This window comes from Mycobacterium asiaticum (assembly GCF_001668675.1).
Classification (GTDB): Bacteria; Actinomycetota; Actinomycetes; order Mycobacteriales; family Mycobacteriaceae; genus Mycobacterium; species Mycobacterium asiaticum_D.
In genome coordinates, this window is record NZ_LZKQ01000184.1 from 1 (window position 1) to 22,576 (window position 22,576).

The 22,576-nt window shown below is 66.1% G+C and carries 17 protein-coding genes and 1 pseudogene; 11 read left to right on the plus strand and 7 right to left on the minus strand.

All coding sequences use genetic code 11. The features are described from left to right. The 3 genes and pseudogenes from A9X01_RS15395 to A9X01_RS29175 form a co-directional block, all read right to left on the minus strand. A pseudogene (locus A9X01_RS15395) lies at positions 1-899 on the minus strand (hypothetical protein); the annotation flags it as partial. 17 nt (positions 900-916) lie between these two features. Beyond that, complete coding sequence (locus A9X01_RS29945; RefSeq protein ID WP_139093677.1) at positions 917-1,372, minus strand: hypothetical protein; 456 nt, start codon at positions 1,370-1,372, stop codon at positions 917-919. Between the two features lie 112 nt (positions 1,373-1,484). Beyond that, on the minus strand, positions 1,485-1,976 hold the full coding sequence (locus A9X01_RS29175) for a hypothetical protein (RefSeq protein WP_225325883.1): 492 nt from the start codon (positions 1,974-1,976) through the stop codon (positions 1,485-1,487). Between the two features lie 232 nt (positions 1,977-2,208). Here A9X01_RS29175 and A9X01_RS15405 point away from each other — a divergent pair, with 232 nt between their 5' ends. Next, positions 2,209-2,688, plus strand: a complete 480-nt coding sequence (locus A9X01_RS15405) for a hypothetical protein (RefSeq protein ID WP_007170762.1) — start codon at positions 2,209-2,211, stop codon at positions 2,686-2,688. 114 nt (positions 2,689-2,802) lie between these two features. Here A9X01_RS15405 and A9X01_RS31380 read toward each other — a convergent pair whose 3' ends face one another. After that, positions 2,803-3,183 (minus strand): hypothetical protein, encoded by a 381-nt coding sequence (locus A9X01_RS31380; protein WP_225325882.1) that lies wholly within the window; start codon positions 3,181-3,183, stop codon positions 2,803-2,805. Between the two features lie 236 nt (positions 3,184-3,419). Here A9X01_RS31380 and A9X01_RS15415 point away from each other — a divergent pair, with 236 nt between their 5' ends. The 3 genes from A9X01_RS15415 to A9X01_RS15425 are packed head-to-tail and all read left to right on the plus strand — an operon-like array spanning position 3,420 to position 5,894. Then, complete coding sequence (locus A9X01_RS15415) at positions 3,420-4,004, plus strand: recombinase family protein (protein WP_036460030.1); 585 nt, start codon at positions 3,420-3,422, stop codon at positions 4,002-4,004. Continuing rightward, positions 4,004-4,645, plus strand: a complete 642-nt coding sequence (locus tag A9X01_RS30540) for a hypothetical protein (RefSeq protein WP_007170759.1) — start codon at positions 4,004-4,006, stop codon at positions 4,643-4,645. Before A9X01_RS15415 ends, A9X01_RS30540 begins: the two co-directional genes overlap by 1 nt. 28 nt (positions 4,646-4,673) lie before the next feature. Further along, entirely contained in the window at positions 4,674-5,894 is a 1,221-nt protein-coding gene (locus A9X01_RS15425; protein ID WP_007170758.1) for an AlbA family DNA-binding domain-containing protein, read from the plus strand. 186 nt (positions 5,895-6,080) lie between these two features. Here A9X01_RS15425 and A9X01_RS15430 read toward each other — a convergent pair whose 3' ends face one another. The 3 genes from A9X01_RS15430 to A9X01_RS15440 all read right to left on the minus strand — a co-directional run bounded on the left by A9X01_RS15430 (position 6,081) and on the right by A9X01_RS15440 (position 7,731). Continuing rightward, complete coding sequence (locus A9X01_RS15430; RefSeq protein WP_036460027.1) at positions 6,081-6,812, minus strand: NYN domain-containing protein; 732 nt, start codon at positions 6,810-6,812, stop codon at positions 6,081-6,083. 123 nt (positions 6,813-6,935) lie between these two features. Further along, the gene (locus A9X01_RS15435) at positions 6,936-7,163 is read right to left on the minus strand and encodes a hypothetical protein (RefSeq protein ID WP_007170756.1); all 228 of its coding nucleotides are present in this window, start codon (positions 7,161-7,163) and stop codon (positions 6,936-6,938) included. Continuing rightward, positions 7,156-7,731: a nucleotide-binding protein gene (locus A9X01_RS15440; protein ID WP_007170755.1), complete on the minus strand. Its 576-nt coding sequence runs from the start codon at positions 7,729-7,731 to the stop codon at positions 7,156-7,158. Before A9X01_RS15440 ends, A9X01_RS15435 begins: the two co-directional genes overlap by 8 nt. A 450-nt stretch (positions 7,732-8,181) precedes the next feature. Between A9X01_RS15440 and A9X01_RS15445 the strand changes: the two genes are divergently transcribed. The 7 genes from A9X01_RS15445 to A9X01_RS15480 all read left to right on the plus strand — a co-directional run bounded on the left by A9X01_RS15445 (position 8,182) and on the right by A9X01_RS15480 (position 22,576). Then, positions 8,182-8,385 carry a hypothetical protein gene (locus A9X01_RS15445; protein WP_007170754.1) on the plus strand — a complete coding sequence of 68 codons (204 nt, stop codon included), beginning with the start codon at positions 8,182-8,184 and terminating at the stop codon, positions 8,383-8,385. Positions 8,386-9,204: 819 nt separating this feature from the next. Then, positions 9,205-10,392: a hypothetical protein gene (locus A9X01_RS15455; protein ID WP_007170753.1), complete on the plus strand. Its 1,188-nt coding sequence runs from the start codon at positions 9,205-9,207 to the stop codon at positions 10,390-10,392. After that, positions 10,392-10,763, plus strand: coding sequence for a hypothetical protein (locus tag A9X01_RS15460; RefSeq protein ID WP_007170752.1), 372 nt, complete (start codon positions 10,392-10,394; stop codon positions 10,761-10,763). The genes A9X01_RS15455 and A9X01_RS15460 overlap by 1 nt, the downstream gene beginning before the upstream one ends. A 605-nt stretch (positions 10,764-11,368) precedes the next feature. Continuing rightward, on the plus strand, positions 11,369-16,408 hold the full coding sequence (gene mobF, locus A9X01_RS15465; protein ID WP_081282408.1) for a MobF family relaxase: 5,040 nt from the start codon (positions 11,369-11,371) through the stop codon (positions 16,406-16,408). Next, positions 16,360-19,932, plus strand: a complete 3,573-nt coding sequence (gene cobN / locus A9X01_RS15470; RefSeq protein WP_065121592.1) for a cobaltochelatase subunit CobN — start codon at positions 16,360-16,362, stop codon at positions 19,930-19,932. Before mobF ends, cobN begins: the two co-directional genes overlap by 49 nt. Positions 19,933-20,037: 105 nt before the next feature. Continuing rightward, positions 20,038-20,433 (plus strand): PPOX class F420-dependent oxidoreductase, encoded by a 396-nt coding sequence (locus tag A9X01_RS15475; protein WP_065121593.1) that lies wholly within the window; start codon positions 20,038-20,040, stop codon positions 20,431-20,433. 385 nt (positions 20,434-20,818) lie between these two features. Then, complete coding sequence (locus tag A9X01_RS15480) at positions 20,819-22,576, plus strand: PE family protein (RefSeq protein WP_065121594.1); 1,758 nt, start codon at positions 20,819-20,821, stop codon at positions 22,574-22,576.

The window sequence follows — 22,576 nt, forward strand, 5'->3', positions numbered from 1 at the left end:
CCACCTGACCCCAAACCGCCGCCCATGCCACCCCCGCCGGGCATCGAACCAAGCCCCCCGGTCATCGACGTCAACCCCGGCGGAAACCCGACAGACTGAATCCCGCTCCCGCCGCCAGGTATCTGTTCGGCACCGCCCGCAAACGGATTTGCCACCGCCGGAGGCGGCAGCGGATTGTCTGTATCGTCCCCGGGGCGCCCGAGTCCGTTGCGATGGCCGGGTCCATGCTGGTTACTGCCCGCACCCTGAACACCGTTCTCACCGCCATCGGAAGATCCGCCATCTGGCGATCCACTGTCATCTAACGCTTTTTTGTCTCGCCCTGCAGGTACGGCGATGCCGCCACCGCCGCTGTGGGGCAGAACGGGATCTTGAGGCATCGGACCGCCCGAACGCGAAGTCAGAGCGGTGATATCCGCGCCAGCGGTCCCGTGAAACGCCTTGGCTTTTGTGAGCGCGGACTGGACAGCCTGGCTGGTCAGGTCTCGAGCGCGGGCATGAGCGGCGACCACGATCTCCTGTCGTTTTACCGGGTCTGCGGTCGCAGCGAGTTCCGCATTCGCGTCGTTGGCAATCCTGTTCTGAGTGTTGCGGGCGGTGCGATAGTCGCCCGCGACCCCGGTGAAATACGTTGCGGCCGCGTTGTATATCTCGACCATGCGCCCGTAGTCGGCCGCCAGCTGGCGGTTCTTTTCGTGACCGGCTTCCCACCCGGGCGACTGCGCGGCATCCTCACGCATCGCATTGGCGACCTTCAGCCGCTGCTGCAGTTCCGCAGTATTTTCGGCCAACGCCTTGTAATGCGCAGCTTGAGCCTCCAACGGCTCCGCCGCCGGCGGCACCATATCGAGAGTAATGATCATGTTGCCAGCGATGCTGACCGCAGGAACATCAGCCATCAATCCCCCTTATGCTGTTACCGGCACGCCGCGTTGACCTTGCCCTCGGCGGCATTCGCCCGATCAATCGCGGCATCTCGCGCTGTGCCTTTCCGGTGCGCGGTGGCGTTTTCCATATCCACGCTGGCCGCCATGTAGTCGTTGATCCCTGACCGGATCGCAACCGGTGTATTGGCAGGCAATTCGCGATATAGATACTCCCTTTCGACCAATGTCACCCGCGCCTCATTGGCCAAGGCATCCTGCACTGCAGGAGTGTTCCAATCACCCGGAGTGTGCGCCACCGCATTTGTGGCGCCATCCATCACCGATGCAGTTCTTCCCCACAGCTCACAGGCCTTCGCGCGGGCCGCAGCCACCTGATCAGCGGTTGGTGGCGGTGGCGACCACGGCACCACCACGGTGTTAACCGCACCTTTCGAGGAGGTCGCCAGCCCTATGCCGGCCAGCGCCACTGCGACCACTGCGGCCACGAATACGCCTGCCGCTCCCACTATGACTCCGCGGCTGGGGCCGGGAGTAGGCAGCCATGGCGGCGATGGTGCTGGCTGTCTTAGCTCAGGCGAGTGAAAGGGAAAGGTCACGTCAGCTACAGGCCTTGTTTAGTCGATCGCCGATGTTGTTTGCTCTGTCGACTAGCGCGTCTGCGTCTGGGTTTGACACTCCACGGGTTTCGCCGTCTGCCACTGCGACCAGCGCGGCGATGTAATCATTAGTCGCTTTGACGACATCGTTTGGGGTCGCCGGTGGCAGATGTTGTTGCATGTACTTAGTTTCAATCGCCACTACGAGCTGAAAATTCGCCAGTGCGGGACCGTATTGGGGCGATTTCCGATCACGGGCGGCGACAATTAAGTTCTGCTGCGAGTTGTTGACGCTCAAGGAGGCTGCCTCGCTTGCGTCGCAAGCTTCTTTTTTCGCCGACGCTATCTGCTCGGGGCTGTAGTTCGGCGGGGGCGGCGGTGGCGCCGTTACCGTCGTGATGGTCGCGGGTGGGGGCGACGCGGTCATTCTGATCACGCTCATAACGAGCGCACTTATAGCCAAGAGCGACGCAGCCAGCAGCACCAGCAGCACCAGGATCCAGCCCCTCCGCCGGGGTGGAGGTCCAGGAGGAGGCGCAGGCGTTTGAGGTGGCGGCAATACGGTTGCGCCCATAGGCGCTCCGGCCGGCGAGGCAGACAACCCCGCGGGATAGCCCGGCACCTGCGGATTCATGTGTTAAAGGGTATCGGCGACCGGCGACATACGGCTACCAATAACGAGCACTTTGTGCCGCACCCTGGGAACCCACCGAAGGAGATCACGCATGAGCATCACGCCCACCCCGCCACTGCGCCCCGGTTACGGCCCGAGCAGCCCCGACCAGGTGATCGCGCACGTGCACTCCGATGGACGGATGGCCATCACACTGACCGAGGGCACCTGCCTGCAGGTGCCAGACCTGGACGAGTGGCAGCTTCTGGGCCGCGTACCGATGCGCAACGACTGGCCAAGCGAGCTCAAGATCAACGTGGTGGCGTACCACCGCCACACCGGACGACTAGCACGCTTTTACATGATCCGGCCGCAGCATCCCGATGGGCTTGATGCTCTGGACTACAGTTCCGATCCCGATGACCTACCTGGTTATGCAGCCTGGAAGCAGCAGTGGGACCAAGAGAACGCCGCCGCGCGGTACGAGACCGATAAGCCGCTGTGGGACTTGGTATCCCGGCTACCCGAGATCACCGACGTGTTCATCGGCACCGTTAAGGATCTGCACAACAGCAACGAGAAAAACGCATGACCACCAACACAGACGTTCGTCCACGCGCTCCCAGCGCTGCGATCGGCACATCGTGCTCCACGAAGACGGCGACCCCCGCCTGATCTAGATGCGGCCTCGTCCTCGCAGGGACGGTCACCGAGGTTCGGAGACGGGTCTGTCGCTTACGCCTGGCCTCGGCAAGCCATAGCGAGCGCGAATCTCTTCTTCACCGAACGTGTGGCCGGCTGCGCGGTCGGCATCCGACTCTCGCAGCGACTGAAGCAGGGCTGCCACATCGATGGAGGGGTCGTCGAAGGGCCAGTCGTCGAGTTCGTCGATGGTCCACTCGTCGGGGGCTTCGCTGTCGCCCTGGTGGGCCGACGTGTCAGACGCTTCCCACACAGCGACATCACCGCGAGGTAGCGGCTTGTCGAAGTCATCTGAGACACCAAGGTCGGGCAGTTGACCGAAACGGCGGGACGAAGTCGGGGACGAAGGCAGCTCCGACCCGGTGTCACCGCACTCGCTCGTCACGCCTCCAAGGATAGGGACGTCGGGACATCCGGCCGTCACAACTGGGCCCGCTCTCCCGAGATAGCCATGTCCGCTGACAGTTGAGCACATTGCTCCTGTCGCACATCTAAAGAAACGAGACACCCATCGGGCGCTACTCCCCTGTCGCGTAACCGCTGGTCGTACTGTCTCATTTCTTGTCTCACACCGCGTGTCTCAGATCCGCATTGTCGGAGGGCAATGAGACGGTAGATGCTGTGACAGCGATTCTCGGGTACGCGCGGGTGAGCACTGTGGGCCAGGATCTCGATGCGCAGCTCGCCGCGCTCGCCGCCGAGGGGGTCGAATCTGGCCATGTCTTCACCGACAAAGTCTCCGGTGCAGTGAACACCGATCGGCCAGGCCTGACGGCCTTGCTGCACTACGCCCGCGAAGGTGACACCGTAGTGGTCACCGCCATCGATCGACTGGGCCGATCTGTCGTAGAAGTAACTCGCACCATCGCAGAGCTTGGCCAGCGCCGAATTCTATTGCGCGCCTTACGCGAAGGCGTAGACACCGGTACACCGACAGGGCGTGCGGTGGCCACTATTATGGCTACGCTGGCCGAGCTCGAACTCGAACTCGGCCGCGAGCGGCGCGCCGCATCCCGGGACTCCCGCCGAGTTCGCCAACTGCCGGCTACCAAGCCGGCCAAGCTGACCCCGGAACGCCAAGAACAGCTGCGCCGACTCGCCGCAACGGGGGAACCGGTCCCTGAACTTGCTCAAGCATTCGGTATCAGTCGGGCCACGGCGTACCGCTACCTGGCCAAACTCAGCTCGCCCTCAGGAGCCGCGTAATGACCAGCGCCGAACTGCACCCGTCGACTCATCTGCGAGCCGCGGCGTGGGTCCCCGATGACGTCGAAGATCGGCCGTATGAGGACGCCATCGCCCTGGCCGCCAATTGGATCTGGGAACGCGGCCAGGAGGAGGATCTAGCGCCGCTGCTGGTGAGCAACGCGCAAAATGCCGCGAGCTTCGGTTATGCCGACCTCGACGAGATCATCCGAGCGGGTGGGCACGCCACTCCGCAAAGCCGCAACCGGCCTGACCGCGGGCCGGTTCTCGCCTTCGTGCCAGATGAACGGTCGTTGCACTTCGCGATGGGCCTCGCCCGCGGTCATTCACTTGCTGTCGTCGAGGGCTCCACACCCTTGGCCGAGTGGGCTGCTGGCGCGGCCGCCATCAACTTGCTGACAGGAGAGGTCACCACCTCCGAGATGGACGATGACGTGCGCAAAGACCTCGATTCCGTCATTTTCTACGGCGGTCGCAACGGCTGGACCGGAGCAGATGACAAGGCCCAAGCACGGCGATTTCTCAGCGGCCACATCAGCGGCGGCCGTCTCACTCCCGATCAAGCCGCCGCCTACGTCCTATCGTCGCAGTCGGTGTCTGACCGCGGGGCAAAGCGACTACTCGAAATGCTCAGCCGCTAGTCGCGCGAAAGACCCCTTGAGGAGCCCCATGAATGCGATCCCCGCCCGCACCGAGGAAGAACTGCAGCGGCTAGCGCTGAATGGCCTGCTGGAAGAAACCCACTGGTTGGATCTCAAACGCGAGCTGGCATCCGGTAACGCCGCGAATAAAGACCTAGCCAAAGACATCGCTGCTTTCGCTCTTGACGGAGGAACGATCCTGATCGGCGTCGACGAGGACACGTCGCCGCCTAGTCTGTGGCCGGTCCCCCTAGCGGGGCTCGCTGAGCGAATCGAGCAGATTGCGCGGATGAGGGTCGACGAGGCAGTACAGATTCGGACCACCGTCATCAATTCGACAACCCACGCCGACCATGGGTACCTCGTTGTCCACGTCCCGCAGTCAGTCCGAGCGCCACACATGGCTGACGGGCGCTATTACGGCCGCGGCGACAAAACCAACCGTGTGCTGACCAACACCGAGGTCGTACGGCTCCTTGACCGGCGCCTGGCGGACCGCCGCGATCTGCGAGTTGAAGCCCGATCGATCCGTACCGAGCTCGTCGGCGACGGCGCGCCTCTGCTCGTCGTGCTGGCCGATCCGCTCAGTGCACGGGAAGACATGCTCGTCTCCCTCACCGAAGCCTCGCGGTGGGAAGAAGCAGTGCTCCAGCTCGTTCACGCGGCCACAGGTCCAGAACATGACACATACGCACCAACGCTGGCTCACGCTGGTGGTTTTGCTCGCCGCCCTGGCGGTGTCGCGTTGACCACCGGCATGTACGACGGGCAACGCTTCGCCGGCGAGGATCGCGCCGCCGAGATCGTGCTGTATGAGTCTGGCCGGCTCGTTCTGGCATCGGAGCGCGCCGTGACCACACGCTCATTCAGAAACGTGGCCCCTCCCCAACCCGATCTCACCGTCGTCTTGGAATTGTTGATCATCGGGCACGTCAGCTTGCTTGCCCGTCTGGCCGCTGCAGTGTCACACCGCTGGGGATACACCGGCAGTTGGCGGTTCGCCCTCTCGATGAATGGCCTTCGCGACTCGACGTCGTGGATGATCGCCGACCGGAATTTTGGCGACAGAGGGCCCGTCTACACAGAAGACATCTACGAGAGGGCAACCGAAGCTTCCCTGAGCGACCTCGATGAAAATCCCGACCAGGTCGTGGCAGCACTCACGGCTCCGCTTCTTCGCAGCCTCGGCAGCTACCCAGCCTGGGAAAAGCGCTTTAACCAGCCGCCAACCATGAACGTAGTGACGTAACGACGTATATACGTCACTACGTCAGTACGTCATTACGTTACGTCATTACGTTTTTTGGTTGAGGGGTGGACCGCAGTCTCGCTTAGCGCGGGCAGAAAAAACCCGTCCCCTGCCGGGAACGGGTGGTATTGCGCAATTATGCAACGCGCGTTGCGTCCACGCAATTCCCCTCCCTTGTCGGGTATGTCACCAGGGCTGAGGCTTAGAGACCCCACCAGCGGGGTCTGGAAGTTGGCAGGACTGGAAATCGGCGGCCACCAGCTGGTACCACCAGTGGTTGCCTACCCCGTCCGACGGTTTACCGCGCAGCTTTCCTGCGGTCTGGTTTTTGGTCGGGTTGATGGTGCCAACCGGGACGCGATCACGTGCGGCCTGAACGGGGAATTTCAGGTCGCTGTCGTTGCTGATCACCAGCGCGGCATCGATGCGCTTTTCGAGGATGTCGAGCAGCAGGTGAGCGGCCACATTCACATCGGAGCCCTTTTCCTCACGCCGCGCAACGGAGACGAAGAATCGCGCGTCGGGGGCGTTCAGTCCGGCGCCATCTTTGATGGTTACCGGCCAAGCTGGGGTGGTGAGAACCGGACGCCCACGTCGGTCTTTGGTGGCCAGGGGCGCGGAGGCGACGCGGTTGACGTAGTTGCCCTCTTCGATGTGATCCACGACAGCGGCACGGATCAAAGCGGCGAGGTAGGCGTCCTGTTCTCGACTGCCAACGCGGTTGTCAGCTCCTGAGATACGCGCAGTGCAGTACACGATGCGTTCAACGGTCGCGCCGCTCCAGGCGGATTGGTTGGCGATGAGCCGTGTCGCCAAGGCGCGCAGGTCAAGCCATCGCCAGCCGGCCGTGCCAGAGCCACAAAGGAACTTGCCGCCGTAGTACAGATTGAACCCATCGATGTACACACCCACTCGCATGCAACAGACGCTAACTGGCGGGCGTGCAATCGCCCGCCAGGCGTTTCCAACCGTGGCATGAAGTTGTGCGCGTAATGACGCAACAACGTATACGCGTCATTACGTCGTTACGTCTTTACGTCATCACGTCTTTACGTTTTGCGCCAACCACTGATCGGCCAGGTCAGTGAGGATTTTGCTCATGCTGGTGTCCTGATCTAGTGCAGCCTGCTTCAGTCCGCGCACCGTCGCGCGTGGCAGATAGACCGTGGCACGCTGCATATCGTCAGTGGGGGAGCGGAACGCCTCCGCCGCCCGCTTGGTCGGCTCTGTCTTCACCCGCGCGGCCATCTTCGAAGTCAAATCAGACATGAACCAGCGCCCCCAGCAGCTCGTCGAACACGTCGTCATAGCCGTACAGGTGATCCGGTGTAGCCCCGAACGCCCGGCGGATGCCCTCGCGGCGAACAATCCGCGTTTCGATCACCGGCACCCCTTCGTCCTCCAGCAGGGTCTTCACCTCGTCGGCTAGTCGGGTACGCAGATCCACGCCGGTCAACAACACGGCTGTGGGGCGGTGCGCGGTGATCTCCAAAGTCGGCCACACCCGGCGGACATCCAGTGGCGAAGCCCCCGTGGGCACCACGACCAGATCGGCCAGCTCAATCGCTTCTTGAATAACCTGCGCCGTACCCGGGGGAGTGTCCACGATCGTCAACTCCTGGGGACCACTGACGTCCAGGGGCCGGCGTGCCGGCACCACCGAAAACGGCAACGGGTCATCCTGGGCGGCCGCCGCCCATTCCAGCGCCGAGCCCTGCGGGTCGGCATCGACAAGTACGACATCGCGGCCGCGGCGCTGCGCAGCAGTCGCGAGATACACCGCCGACGTCGTCTTCGCGACGCCACCCTTGGTGTGGACCAAAGAAACCGTAGGCATGCCCCAAACATTACGTCACAGCGCAATGACGCATATGCGTCAACACGCTATTACGTCATTACGTCTACCCAGGTAAGCCGGTATTTGTACGGGTCGTTACCAAACCGTTACCACTCGGCTTGTCGGCAAATCGACCTTGCACAAGGCATTAGAGGTCGTGAATGCCAAACCCAGCACCCCTTCTCCTCGGCCCCGCACCTCATGACCCCGTCCGCCTGCACCCCGCCGGCGTATACCTCCCGATGAGTGCCAGAGAACTACCTACCGCACCGCGCGTGACGGAAAACAGCTCTCGCCCCGGTACTTCACTGATGACCGAGTTGCCACGACAAGAAAGGTGCGGCCAGTGCCCTGGAAAACAGCGCAGTTCCGCCCAGAAGAAGAGAGCGGAGCTCATACGCCCCGCTCCGGGACCCACTTTCCCGACCATCGCGAGAAAGAGCACCAACCATGAGCGGAACTGACCTGGCAGTGGGAATCGTTGCCATCCTCGGAATCGTGGCCATCGTCGTGAGCATCTGCGTTTTGGCTGATCGCATCCACGCCCGCAACCCGGACTCCAAGGTCACCATCGGGGACACCGGACGCGTCATCAGCGCCATCCTCAGCGTCATCATTCAAGCCGCCATTGCGATCCTCACCAGACGACCCTGACGCGATGACCCGCGGACTTCCGGTGCCCGTGCGTGGGGCTCTGCCCCTTCCTGGCCTGTCGCGTGAAGGTTTCTGTCACTGGACGCTCGGTTGTTGGGGGGTGTAGCCCAGGGCGCCAATCCTGGCAGATCTGGTCACGAAAAAATCACGCGCACAGCGCGTGTCTTGTATCAGATACAAGCGTCTGCCTGGCAGGCTGCAGACCATGCCTCGACCTCGTAAAGGCGACCGCGTTGAACTACTAACTCGCCCAGAGCGCGTCGTCTCCGACAAGATCAAGCACTTAGCCGCAGGGCACGGCATGTCTGTCTCTCAGTACGTGGCCGACCTTCTAGCCGTACACACCGGCTTTCCCGAACTTGTCCGCGAGCTCGACCATCACAAGGAGGTCCTGCCGCTGGCGATGTGAGACTCCAAGCCCGCAGCTTTCTTGTCCTGCTGGAACGGCCGGGCAGATGTGACATCTCAATAGCTGGGTAAGGGATCGATCCTCTGCTGACATGACGAAGGCCCCGCGTAGCGGGGCCCTGTCGGGGGGTTTGAACCGAGTTGGCGCTCGGTTCCGGGTCCGCACCCATGTCCCCGAAGGGATCTTGACTTTTGCAGGTCAGATCTCACGGTAGCGCATACCTGTCTGCCTTTCCAGACAACGGCGCGCTTCGTGATCAACTTTTGTCCACCCCGCCCGTGGACTTGCGTGCCATCGCATATCGAGGGTGTGCCGCCACTCGGCCGCTCGCGTCGCGGCCGCCGACGTATCGCGGTTGTAGCGCTGGTCGCCGTCGTCGCGGTGTCGTTCGTACCGCGCCGGTCGCTGATGTGGTGGCGATCCGCCGCGGCCGCCGGTTGCGCGGTGGCGATCTTCCGCCGGCCAGCATGTTCGTCAACCTCGAGCTCGAAGACGACGCCTACGCGGGGGTGCCGTGCTGGTCGGGGGGACCGGCGCGCTGGGCGCACGTCACCGTGGCAGTGGCCTACGACCTGCATTACCCTGAGATCCGGCCACGCATGTGCAACGGCGGCATCGCCAAACGAACGCTGATCGTGATCGCGGCCGCCATGGCGCACTACGCCGACCGCGACACTGGCCGCAACTGCCGGCCCACCAACACCCAACTGCACCACGACACCGGCTACAACGAGCGCACCATCCAACGCGCCCACGAATGCCTACGGCTGCTCGGGGTGGCCACCGAGGTCCTGCGCGGCCGCCAACGCACCTACACCGAACGCATGGCCTCCTGGCGCATGGGTGATCACCATCGCGGCTGGGCCTCAGTCTGGGTCCTCCACGACAACGCCCAGCTCAACCGCGCCATTAACAGCTTGTCACCCCACCCGGCACGGTCCCAAGTAACCACCACCACCTCACCTGGAGAACGACTGGTTACTACCCGCGGGCGCCACCAGGGCGCCCGGCACAGCGGCGCTGCGCGCCGCCGAGCTTCAGATCCCGGGGGACGGCGGCTGGCGGTGACTTGGCGTGCAGATCCGCATGCCCCACCATGGGCTCACCGCTTCACTCCGGCCAGTTGGGCGGCGATGCTGGCAGCGCCGGCGGCGGCCGGCTGGACCCCGCGTGACCTCAACCAGCTGATCACTGACTGGCTCGGTGTAGGCAGGCGCATCCCCGACAGCCCAGCACGCCCGATCGGCCTGCTGGGCGCCATCCTCGCCTGGCACGGTACGGACAACCTCGCCGAACGGCCGGCCGCTGCCGATCTCGCCCGCGAAGCTGAAGAGCTGGCCGCCGGCCAGACTCGTCGCGCCGCCGTGGCCGCCGAACACGCGGCCTACCTCGCCGCCCGCGACCAGGGCCAGGCCGCCCTTGCCGGTGCTGGTCGCGCCGCCGCGCGTGCCGAAGCCGTCCGTTTGTCCCGGCGCGCCGCTGAGCGCCGCACGGCGGCCGCGGCGGCCGATGCCGCCGCCCTCGACCTCGCGGTACGTCGCGCACGCTTCTCGGCATCGCGCCATGATGGATGTGTGGACGACGACGGGAGGGTGTGATGAACGTCGAAACCCAAGCCGATATCGAACGGCTGATGATCGAGCGCAATGTCTCGTTCGTGTTCACGCCCTCGGTTACCGAACAGCCCGACGGCACCTGGGTTGCCCGCTACCCCGGTGCGCAGTGGTCGGTGCGCGGCCGTGACGCACAACAAGCCCGCCAACTCCTGCACGATGAGCAGCTGGCGCGGATGCGCGATCCCGCCGCGCGGGATTGGAAGATTGAGGCTGTCCGCCAACACTTCTCTGAAGGCCCCGTCGAAGGCGTTTACGCCCTCGACAACAACATCACCGACCGTGTTCTCGACGTCGGCACCCCGGGCGCGCTAGAGGCCGCGGTGGCAGCAATCGAGCAGCAGCGCAGACACTAACCGTCGCGCCTGGTACAGCACTGCGGTGCCGAACAACCCACAACCGCGCCCGCCTAAAGGTGATGTCACCGGCGGCATTTCGCACCTAGTGGGTCTGGCTCCCGCGCGCACCGAACCCCGCTTCCACATTCGAATCACCGCCCGCAACCAGCCCCAACGTTTGCCATCACGCGACCGTTTCCCAGAGCGTGGTTCGCCGTTTCCTGAGCTGCCCGTCAGTGCACCCATCGCCTAGCTGACTCGTTCCTGCCAGCACCGCCCGTGAACCTGCGTTGCGCACTGTTGATTTCGTGGCGGCATTTCACCATGCCCGCACCATACGGCCAACCCGTTGACCTTCGCTACCAACACCGAGCAAAACATCAACTGTCGACATTTGTCCACCGTCCATGTTGCCCGATCCCACTGCCGCGCAACCTAAGCCGGCTCACACCCACAAGCCCCCGCACCAACCCCCAGCTGCACCAACCGTTCTCAAGCACCCCAGACACCACACACCTCTTGCATTAAGGTCACGGTTTCTTAAGAACCGGCCCATCTGTGTGGGACAGATCGTCTCTGAGGTCTCTAGCGTGCGCCTGGAAAGGGACGGCACTGCAGTGACGATGACGATGCATAAGCTCACTGCCGGCAACGGGTATGAGTACCTGATCCGGCAGGTCGCTGCTGTGGATGCTACGGCCCGCGGGCGGGCACCGCTGATCGATTACTACTCGTCGAAAGGTGAGTCTCCGGGCCGGTGGGTGGGGTCTGGTTTGGCGTCGCTGCAATCCACTGGGGCGCGCCAGGTTTCAGCCGACGATGTGGCCAAGGTATGGGCGGTGCCGGAGGGTTCCCAGGTCACCGAAGCTCAAATGAAGGCGTTGTTCGGCGAGGGGCTGCATCCCAACGCCGATGTGATCGCTGACTATGTGACCGCACGCGGGGTGCACGGTCTCGCGGCGATCGAGGCCGCCAAACTGGGTCGCAAGTTCTATATCCGCGACGGGGAAACCACGTTTGCCCGCGCCCTGGCAGTGGCCTACCGCGACCACAACGAACAAGCCGGTAGGCCATCAGCCGCGTCCATCGACGCGCCCACCCGCGCCGCGATCCGCACCGTCGTCGCGCGCAGAATATTCGCCGAGCAATACGGCCGCGCGCCCGCTGACGATCGTGAACTGACTGGCTTTATCGCGCGAGAAACCCGCGCCCGCACCACCGCGGTCGCCGGCTACGACTTGACGTTTTCGCCGGTGAAGTCGGTGTCGAGCTTGTGGGCGATCGCGCCGCGCGACGTCGCGAAAGTCGTGGAGGAATGCCACGACGCGGCGGTGACCGATGCGCTGGCGTGGCTGGAAACGCACGCCGCGCTCACCCGTTCCGGTACTGATGGTGTCGCCCAGGTCGACACCACCGGACTCATCGGAGCCGCGTTCACCCACCGTGACTCCCGCGCCGGCGACCCGGATCTGCACACCCATGTGGCGATCTCCAACAAGGTCGCCACCGTTGGCCCTGATGGGGTGCTGCGCTGGTTGGCATTGGACGGCCGGCCGATCCATCAGTTCACGGTCGCAGCTTCCGAGCTGTACAACACGCGGCTGGAGGCCCACCTGGGCGAGCGGCTGGCGCTGCGGTTCGCCGACGTGGCGAGCGAGGGCCGCGGCAAGCGCCCGGTGCGCGAAATCATCGGCATGTCGACCGAGCTGATGGCCGCCTGGTCCTCGCGGCGACTGGCGATCGAAGCCCGCACCGCCGAGCTCGCCAAGCAATTCCAGGTGGCCCATGGCCGCGAGCCCACGACCGTGGAAGCCATCGGGCTGGCCCAACAAGCGACCCTGGAAACCCGCGAGGCCAAACACGAACCCCGATCGCTCGCCGAGCAGCGTCAGACATGGCGCGGACAAGCCATCGAAGTCCTGGGCGGGGCGCGGGAACTGACCGCCATGCTGGGCAAGATTTTGTCCACCTCGTCCCGGCAGCTCGACGCCGTCGACGACGATTGGATCAAGGCGGCTGCGACGAAAGTTATCGCCACGGTGGCTCGGTCGCGGGCAACCTGGCAGCGCCACCACGTGCTCGCCGAAGCGCAGCGCCTCGTCCGGAGCAGCGGGCATGCCACCAACGCGACGTTGGCCGATCAGATCACGCAGGTCGCGTTGTCCGAGCCGCTGTCGGTGGCCCACATCGACCTCGACGACGGCGACATGGGTGAACCGGCGCCGCTGCGCCGCCGCGATGGAACCAGCGTCTACACCCGCCACGGCAGCACCACCTACACCTGCCATGAGGTACTGGCTGCTGAGCGACGCATCCTTGCTGCTGCCCGCCAGCTCGGCGGCCGCACGGTCGCCGACAGCGATGTCGAGCTGGCGCTGGCTGATTCGGCCGCACGCGGAAAACACCTCAACGAGGGCCAGGTCGCCCTGGTCCGCGAGATGGCCACAGGGGGGCGGCGGCTGGCCTTGGCGCTGGCTCCGGCCGGCAGCGGCAAGACGACCGCGATGGCCGCGCTATCGCAGGCTTGGCGCTCCTCGGGCGGTATCGTCCTCGGTTTGGCCCCCACCGCGGCGGCCGCCATCGAACTCGGCGCGGATCTGTCAGCCCCCACCGACACCATCGCCAAATATGTGTGGTCGGCCGCCCCAGGCGGTTCGTCTCGCCCCGCTGCGCCGCAGTGGTTCACCACGGTCGGCCCCGACACGCTGCTCATCATCGACGAGGCCGGCAAAGCCGGAACCGTGGAACTTGATGCGGTGATCGCCCACGCGTTAGCGCGCGGCGCCAGCATCATCCTCATCGGCGATGACGGCCAACTCGCGTCCATCTCCGCTGGCGGTGTGCTGCGCGACATCGCCCAGGAAACCGGCGCACTGACGCTGTCTGAGTTGGTGCGCTTTGGCTCCACCGCGGAAAGCGCAGCCACCCTGGCGATCCGCAACGGTGACCCCACCGGCCTCGGGTTTTACATCGACCACCAGCGGGTGCACGTCGGTGCTGATCAGACTGCCGCCGACATGGCCTACACCGCGTGGGCCGCCGACCTGGCTGCTGGCCGCGATTCCTTGCTGTTGGCGCCCACCAACGACATCGTCGATACCCTCAATGCCCGCGCTCGCCTGGATCGCCTCGCCGCCACTGGCGGGCGTGTGGGCCGGGAAGTCATGTTGTCCGATGGGCTGGCCGCCTCGGCGGGTGATGTGATCCGCAGCCGCGAGAATGCCCGCGGTCTGCGGCTGGGTCGCACCGATTACGTGCGCAATGGCTATCGCTACACGGTTCATCGGGTGCGCGCCGATGGGTCGGTGATCGCCACCCATCTCGATTCCGGTCAGCGCATCACCTTGCCCGCAGACTACGTAAAAACCCACGTCACCCTGGGCTATGCGGCCACCGTGGACCTCACGCAAGGCCTGACTGCCCAGTACGCCTGCCATATTGTCGGCGGCGGCCATCTCACCCGCCAACTGCTCTACGTGGCCTTAACGCGTGGTCGCGTCGAAAACCACATCTACCTATCCACCGCCGAGTCCGACCCGCATCGGGTGTTGTCCCCCAAGGCAACTCACCCCGAAACCGCCGTCGACGTCTTGACGAAAACCCTGGCCCGCGACGATGCCCAGGTCTCGGCCACCACCGCCGCACGCCAGGCCCGTGACCCGTTCGTGCGGTTGGGTCCGGCCGCGGCGATGTATCACGACGCCTTGGGTCGGGCGGCCCACCACGTGGCGTCCCCGGCGCTGCTGGCGCAACTGCACCTCACCGCCGATCAGCTCTACCCGGGTTTGACCCGCGCCGAGGCATGGCCGGTGCTGTGCCAACACCTGGCTCTCGTCGCCGCCGATGGGCGTGACCCGGTGGCCACGCTGAGCGAGGCCGCCAACGTCGGTGAGCTGTTTAGCGCTCACGATCCCGCTGCGGTTCTGGACTGGCGCATCGATCCCACCGGTGGACACTCGGCCGGGATCGGGCCGCTGCGGTGGCTGCCCGCCACCCCCGCATTGTTGGCCGACGACCCCGAGTGGGGCGATTACCTGGCCCGGCGCGCAGCGCTGGTCACCGAGTTGGTTGATGAGATCCGCGAGACCGTCATCCACCACTGGACGCCGGCGACCGCACCGGCGTGGGCCAAGCCCGTGCTGGCCGCCAACCGGCCCCTTGCCGCTGAAATCGCGGTCTTTCGCGCCGCCCACCACGTCGCTGTCGACGACACCCGACTGTTGGGGCCACCGCAGTACGCCGTGCGCGCCCGCGCCATCCAGGAACTGCTCGAAGAACGTGCCCAAGCGGTCGTGCGCACCCAGAACCCGCACACCCGCCGCTTTGAGCAGCTCATCGACTCCATCGACCCCCGTATCCGCGCCGACGGGTACTGGCCGCAACTGGCTGCGCGCCTGACCGAAGCTGCCATGAGCCGCCCCGATCTGCCTGTCCTGGTTCGCGCGGCCGCCACCGAACAACCCCTGCCCGACGAGCTGCCCGCCGCCGCGCTGTGGTGGCGACTTGCCGCCGAACTCACCCCCGCGGCCGCCCTCGACACTCCCGATGCCGGTCTACGCCCGGCCTGGATTACCGACCTGCACAACGTTTTTGGATCTGCGGCCGCCGAATCCATCATCGCCGACCCGGCCTGGCCCGGCCTTGTCTCGGCGGTCAATGCCGCCGACCCCACCCGCTGGACCCCCGCCGGCCTGTTGCATGTCGCCGCCGAACACCTCGCCGACGTCGACCCCGACCACACCATCCCCGCCCACCAATACGCCCGCGCCATCACCTACACCGTCGACCTGATCGGCGGCCACCACGACAACACCGAGCACCCACTCCCCGACCAACCCCCACTGCACCCCGAGGAAGAAGAACAACTTCCCCCCGACCCGCTCGGCGAGCAGCGCATCGACACCGGCGCCGCGCTGGCCGGCCGCGACGTCGACGAGCTGCCGCACCATCGTGGTGGCCAAGAGATCCCGTTGGGCGGCCGTGACGCCGGTCTGGACTTCGCCGACCTGCGACCCGACCGTCCGGTTGAGCCGTTACCGTTGCCGGCCGCGATGGCCGACGCGCGCGCACTGCGCAACGAATTCGTCGCCAGCACAGCGGACTTGGCTGCCTTCGTTGATGCAGTGCGCAACGACCGCGGCCCGGCGATGTGCGCGGCCGCCGCCCAGATCGTCGAGCTGCGGGCCCGCGCCGATGCCGACCGCCCCTATCTACTCGCGGTCCAAGACGTCGTCGCCCAATGGGCCGATGCCGAAGCCGACTACGAAGCCGCGCACACCAGCCTCGCATGGGCACGCACCCAACTCGCCGAACTGCAGGCCCAGCCCGATGCCGACCCGCTCGACATCGCCTCCGCCACACTCGACATCCAGCTTCCGCCAGCTGAACACCGCGACCGCGATCCCGACGAGCGCCGTGATTGGCCCGATCACCGACCAGGTGGTGGTATTGCTCATCGGGCTGCCGCCCAGCACCCCAAAGCCCTGCAGCGCCCAGATCACCCCGAACAACGCGACGATCAGCCCGACCGCGAAGGTAACGACGAATCCTCTGCTCATAAGCAGACCTTACGTGCCGATTCGGTGCTCCGATGCCGCTGCGGTACGAATGAGGGGTGGCCGAGCCAACGATCCTGCTGCTGTCGACGTCCGACACGGACCTGATCAGCGCCCGTTCCAGCGGCAAGAACTTCCGGTGGGCCAACCCGTCGCGGCTGTCCGAAGTCGAGCTTCCCGAACTCCTCGCCGAGGCCTCCATCGTGGTGGTGCGCATCCTCGGCGGATACCGGGCCTGGGAGGACGGCATCGACGCGGTGCTGGCCAGCGGGTTGCCCGCGGTGTTGGTCAGCGGCGAGCAGGCGCCCGACGCCGAACTGACCGGGATGTCGACCGTAGCGGCCGGCATCGCGGTACAGACGCACATCTATCTGGCCCACGGCGGCGTCGACAACCTGACCCAACTGCACGCGTTCCTCTCGGACACCGTGCTGATGACCGGATTCGGCTTCACCCCGCCGGTGCAGACCCCGACCTGGGGCATCCTGGACCGGCCCGCCGCCCGCTATACCGCACCCACGATCGCGGTGCTCTACTACCGCGCCCAGCAGCTCGCCGGCAACACCGCCTACGTCGAAGCCCTGTGCCAGGCGATCGAAGCCGCCGGCGGCCGGCCACTGCCCGTCTACTGCGCCTCGCTGCGCACCGCCGAGCCCGAGTTGTTGAAGACGCTTGGAACTGCCGACGCCATGGTGGTGACCGTGTTGGCCGCCGGCGGAGCCAAACCCGCTGCCGCGGGCGCGGGTGGTGATGATGACAGTTGGAACGTCGAACACCTTGCCGCTCTGGATATCCCGATCCTGCAAGGTCTGTGTCTGACCAGCCCCCGTGAGCAATGGCAGAACAACGACGACGGGCTGTCCCCGCTGGATGTGGCCACCCAGGTCGCGGTGCCCGAGTTCGACGGCCGCATCATCACAGTCCCGTTCTCGTTCAAGGAGATCGACGACGACGGACTCATCTCCTACGTCGCGGACCCGGAACGCTGTGCCCGGGTCGCGGGCCTGGCGATCCGGCACGCGCAGCTGCGTCACATCCCTCCCGCCGACAAACGGGTCGCACTGGTGTTTTCGGCCTACCCGACCAAGCACGCCCGCATCGGCAACGCCGTCGGCCTGGACACCCCGGCCAGCGCGGTGGCCCTGCTGCGGGCTATGGGCGAGCACGGCTACCAGATCGGAGATCTGCCCGGCGTCGAGGCGGGTGACGGTGACGCGCTGGTGCATGCGCTGATCGAACGCGGCGGCCAGGACCCCGACTGGCTCACCGAAGGGCAACTCGCGGGCAACCCGATCCGGGTCTCGGCGCAGGAGTACCGCGAATGGTTCGCCACCCTGCCCGCCGAACTGACCGACGCGGTGATCCAGCACTGGGGTCTGCCGCCCGGTGACCTGTTCGTCGACCGCAGCCACGATCAGGACGGCGAAATCGTCATCGCGGCAATACAATCCGGCAACTTGGTGCTGATGGTGCAGCCGCCGCGCGGTTTCGGCGAGAACCCGGTGGCGATCTACCACGACCCCGACCTACCGCCCAGCCACCACTACCTGGCCGCGTATCACTGGCTGGACACCGGTTTTGGGTCGCACGCGATCGTGCATTTGGGCAAGCACGGCAACCTGGAATGGCTGCCGGGCAAGACGCTGGGCATGTCCGCGGCCTGCGCGTCCGATGCCGCGCTGGGCAACCTGCCGCTGATCTACCCGTTCCTGGTCAACGACCCCGGCGAAGGCACCCAGGCCAAACGGCGGGCCCACGCCGTGCTGGTCGACCACCTCATCCCGCCGATGGCGCGCGCCGAAACCTACGGTGATATAGCGCGTTTGGAGCAGTTGCTCGACGAGCACGCCAACGTCGCCGCGCTGGACCCCGGCAAGCTGCCTGCTATCCGGCAACAGATCTGGACGCTGATCCGCGCCGCCAAGATGGACCACGACCTGGGGCTGACCGAGCGGCCCGAAGAGGACACCTTCGACGACATGCTGCTGCATGTCGATGGCTGGCTGTGTGAGATCAAGGATGTGCAGATCCGCGACGGCCTGCACATCCTGGGCCAAGAGCCTACGGGGGAAGTCGAACTCGACCTGGTGCTGGCCATCCTGCGGGCCCGCCAGCTGTTCGCCGGCCAGCAGGCGCTGCCCGGGCTGCGCCAGGCGCTCGGCCTGTCCGAGGACGGCACCGACGAACGCGCTTCGGTGGACCGGGCCGAGGCCGCGGCGCGGAAGCTGATCGCCGGCTTACAGGAAGCCGGCTGGGATCCCGCCGCAGCCGACCGGCTCACCGACAACGCCGACGTCGCCGCCGTGCTGCGTTTCGCGGCAACCGAGGTGGTGCCCCGCCTGGCCGGCACCTCAGCGGAGATCGAGCAGGTGCTGCGGGCGTTGGACGGACGGTTCATCCCGGCCGGGCCGTCCGGGTCGCCGCTGCGCGGCCTGATCAACGTGCTGCCCACCGGACGCAACTTCTACTCGGTGGATCCCAAGGCGGTGCCGTCCCGGCTGGCGTGGGAAGCCGGTGTGGCACTGGCGGATTCGCTGCTCGCCCGCTACCGCGACGACCACGGGCAGTGGCCGCAGTCGGTGGGCCTGTCGGTGTGGGGCACATCGGCGATGCGCACCGCCGGCGACGACATCGCCGAAGTGTTGGCACTGCTGGGGGTGCGGCCGGTCTGGGACGACGCGTCCCGCCGGGTCGTCGACCTGACAGCCATCCCGCTGGAGGAGTTGGGCCGGCCGCGCATCGATGTGACCGTCCGAATCTCGGGATTCTTCCGCGACGCCTTCCCACACGTGGTGGCGATGCTCGACGACGCCGTGCGCCTGGTTGCCGGACTCGACGAGCCGGACGAGGACAACTACGTGCGCGCGCACTCGCGGGCGGACCTGGCTCAACATGGGGACGTAAGGCGTTCGACAACAAGGATTTTCGGATCCAAGCCGGGTACCTACGGCGCCGGGCTGTTGCAGCTGATCGACAGCCGCAACTGGCGTGACGACGCCGACCTGGCGCAGGTGTACACCGCGTGGGGCGGTTTCGCCTACGGCCGCGACCTGGACGGGCGCGAGGCGGTCGACGACATGAACCGGCAATACCGGCGTATCGCGGTGGCCGCCAAGAACACCGACACCCGCGAGCATGACATCGCCGACTCCGACGACTATTTCCAGTACCACGGCGGAATGGTGGCCACCGTGCGGGCGCTAACCGGTCAGGCGCCCGCGGCCTACATCGGCGACAACACCAGGCCCGACGCCATCCGCACCCGCACGCTGTCCGAGGAAACCACCCGGGTGTTCCGGGCCCGGGTGGTCAATCCCCGCTGGATGGCGGCCATGCGCCGGCACGGGTACAAGGGCGCGTTCGAAATGGCCGCGACGGTGGACTACCTGTTCGGTTACGACGCCACCGCAGGCGTGATGGCGGACTGGATGTACGAGCAACTGACCGAGCGCTACGTCCTGGACCCGGAGAACCGCAAGTTCATGACCGAGTCCAATCCGTGGGCGTTGCACGGGATGGCGGAGCGACTGCTGGAGGCCGCCGGCCGCGGGTTATGGGCCGAGCCGCAACCCGAGACTCTCGACGGCTTGCGCCAGGCGCTCCTGGAAACCGAAGGCGACCTGGAGGGCTAGCGCCCTGCCGGTTTCCCCGCGAGCAGACGCTAAAGCACCCCAAAATGAGCCATTTTGGGTGCTTTGGCGTCTGCTCGCGCAACCAAAGCGCGCTAGGTTGTCAGCGTGACACCGACCTTCGCCGACCTGGCCAAAGCGCAATACATCCTGCTCACCACCTTCACCAAGGACGGCCGGCCCAAGCCCGTCCCGATCTGGGCCGCCCTGGACAAGGAGAGCGGTGACCGGCTGCTGGTCATCACCCAGGAGAAGTCCTGGAAGGTCAAGCGGATCCGCAACACGCCTCGCGTCACGCTGGCCATCTGCGACATGCGCGGTAACCCCAAGAGCGACGCCGTCGAAGGCACCGCGGCCATCCTGGACAAGTCACAGACCGCGGCCGTCTACGACGCGATCGGCAAGCGTTACGGCATCATCGGCAAGGTTTTCAATCTGTTCAGCAAGCTGCGCGGCGGCATGGAGAACAACATCGGACTCGAATTGCGGGTGGTCCCCGCCTAGCGGCGTGGCGATTAACGGCTGACCGTGCCATGCGATTCAGCCAGCGCGTGACAGGTCCAGCTAACGCCGGACACACGATCCGGCGGGAAGTGCAAACGGCGTAACCACCCGCTATGCGTTCGTGTCCAACGCTGACCCAACTGCGCGAATGGACCGGGCGTTGCACGCCTCGGTCAAACACGATTGGCGCTACGGCCGAGCCGGCTTCGTACTCGATCTCGGCGCACCGCCAGCGAAACAACTTGCGCGCAAAGCCTTTACCCCGCGATACGACATTTATTTGAATATTGACGAAACTGTAAACAACGTCGCGCTTCCTGGCTAGGGTGTGCATGTCGCACGGACGGGGGTTCCGAACTGCGCCATTCCGGGGAGGGGATGACACATGTCTTATCTGGTCGCGGTACCGGACTTTGTAACCGCAGCGGCGGCGGATCTGGCGCACATCGGGTCGTCGCTCGAGACCGTCCGCGCCGCCGCGGCCATACCTACCACGCAGATCCTGGCCGCCGGCGCCGATGAGGTATCCGCCGCGGTGGCCGCCCTGTTCAGCAACCATGCTCAGGCTTACCAAGCGGTCAGCACCCAAACGGCGGCGTTTCACGCCCAGTTCGTTCAGTTGCTGCAATCCGGCGCTGGTGCGTACGCCAGCGCCGAAGCCATCAACGCCGGACCCCTGCAGACGCTGCTCACCTTGATCAACGCACCCACCCAAACCCTGTTCGCCCGTCCGTTGATCGGTGATGGCGTCAACGGCAACGACGAGACCGGGGCCGTAGGCGGGGCCGGCGGCTTCCTTTACGGCAACGGCGGCCGGGGCGGATCCGGCGCCCCCGGCCAGGCCGGCGGCGCGGGTGGAGCAGCCGGGTTGATCGGCAACGGCGGTGCCGGCGGGCTCGGCGGAGCCGGTGCAAACGGCGGCGCCGGCGGCACCGGCGGATGGCTCTTCGGCAACGGCGGTGCTGGCGGCTCGGGTGGCGTCGCACCGGACATCGACGGCGCCGCGGGCGGCAATGGCGGGATGGGCGGTCGCGCCATCGGGCTCTGGGGCAATGGTGGAGCCGGGGGCAACGGTGGAAGCCACCTCGGCGACAACACCCCCGTAGGCACCGGCGGGATGGGCGGCAATGGTGGCGACGGTGGAGCGGGCGGTCTCCTCGGTAACGGCGGGGCCGGCGGCCACGGTGGGACGGGTAACAAAGTCGACACGCTGATCGCCAATGCCGGCGGCGGTGGCGCGGGAGGCGCGGGCGGCACCGCACTGATTGGCCGTGGCGGCACCGGTGGGACCGGCGGGCAGGGCGGTTGGTTTGCCGACAGCATCGACAGTGCGCACTACGGCGACGACGGTGGGGTGGGTGGCGCCGGTGGTGCCGTGACGCTGCTCGGTGACGGCGGGGCGGGCGGCGCCGGCGGTTACGGTGGCCTTTCCGGCACTGGTGGCGCGGGTGGCTCGGGTGGTCTGGGAGGACTGATCGGTGCCGGCGGGGCGGGTGGCTATGGAGGTGAGGTCGTTCCGGTCATCGGCGCCACTCATGGTGACGGCGGTGCTGGCGGCGCCGGAGGCGCCGCGCGCCTGTTCGGCAACGGTGGCAGCGGAGGTGCCGGGGGAAGCCTGTACCAAGGCATTTTTGGAAATGGTGGGACCGGCGGCGCGGGTGGTGCCAGCGGGTGGTTCGGCGATGGCGGGGCTGGCGGCCAGGGCGGCACAAGCGGCGTCCTGTGGGGCAAGGGCGGTGATGGTGGCGTCGGGGGCTCCGCAACCCTTGTTGGCAATGGCGGATCGGGCGGAGCCGGCGGCTCCAGTGCCGGCGATCCCGTCTCTAGGGACTTGGACGGCATTACCGGCGGTAGCGGCGGTGCCGGCGGTGTGGGTGGGCTGATAGGGAACGGCGGTGCCGGCGGAGCCGGCGGGGCTGGCGGCAATGGGCTTGACGCCAGAAACGGTGACCCAGCAAACGGTGGAAACGGCGGGCTCGGAGGAAACGGCGGGGATGCCCGGTGGATCGGTAGCGGGGGCAACGGAGGCGCGGGTGGAGCCCCCGGCATCGCCGTCAACGGAGGCACTCCCGGACAACGAGGTCCCGGCGGAACCGGTGGAGCCAACGGGGTAGCCGCCGGGGTACCCGGCAGGCACGGCTAG

Excerpts from the sequence above, each read along its gene's own strand:
- A9X01_RS15405 (WP_007170762.1), top strand. The coding sequence starts at position 2,209 with ATGAGCATCACGCCCACCCCGCCACTGCGCCCCGGTTACGGCCCGAGC.
- A9X01_RS30540 (WP_007170759.1), top strand. The coding sequence starts at position 4,004 with ATGACCAGCGCCGAACTGCACCCGTCGACTCATCTGCGAGCCGCGGCG.
- A9X01_RS15425 (WP_007170758.1), top strand. The coding sequence starts at position 4,674 with ATGAATGCGATCCCCGCCCGCACCGAGGAAGAACTGCAGCGGCTAGCG.
- A9X01_RS15430 (WP_036460027.1), bottom strand. The coding sequence starts at position 6,812 with ATGCGAGTGGGTGTGTACATCGATGGGTTCAATCTGTACTACGGCGGC.
- A9X01_RS15435 (WP_007170756.1), bottom strand. The coding sequence starts at position 7,163 with ATGTCTGATTTGACTTCGAAGATGGCCGCGCGGGTGAAGACAGAGCCG.
- A9X01_RS15440 (WP_007170755.1), bottom strand. The coding sequence starts at position 7,731 with ATGCCTACGGTTTCTTTGGTCCACACCAAGGGTGGCGTCGCGAAGACG.
- A9X01_RS15445 (WP_007170754.1), top strand. The coding sequence starts at position 8,182 with ATGAGCGGAACTGACCTGGCAGTGGGAATCGTTGCCATCCTCGGAATC.
- A9X01_RS15460 (WP_007170752.1), top strand. The coding sequence starts at position 10,392 with ATGAACGTCGAAACCCAAGCCGATATCGAACGGCTGATGATCGAGCGC.
- mobF (WP_081282408.1), top strand. The coding sequence starts at position 11,369 with ATGACGATGCATAAGCTCACTGCCGGCAACGGGTATGAGTACCTGATC.
- A9X01_RS15480 (WP_065121594.1), top strand. The coding sequence starts at position 20,819 with ATGTCTTATCTGGTCGCGGTACCGGACTTTGTAACCGCAGCGGCGGCG.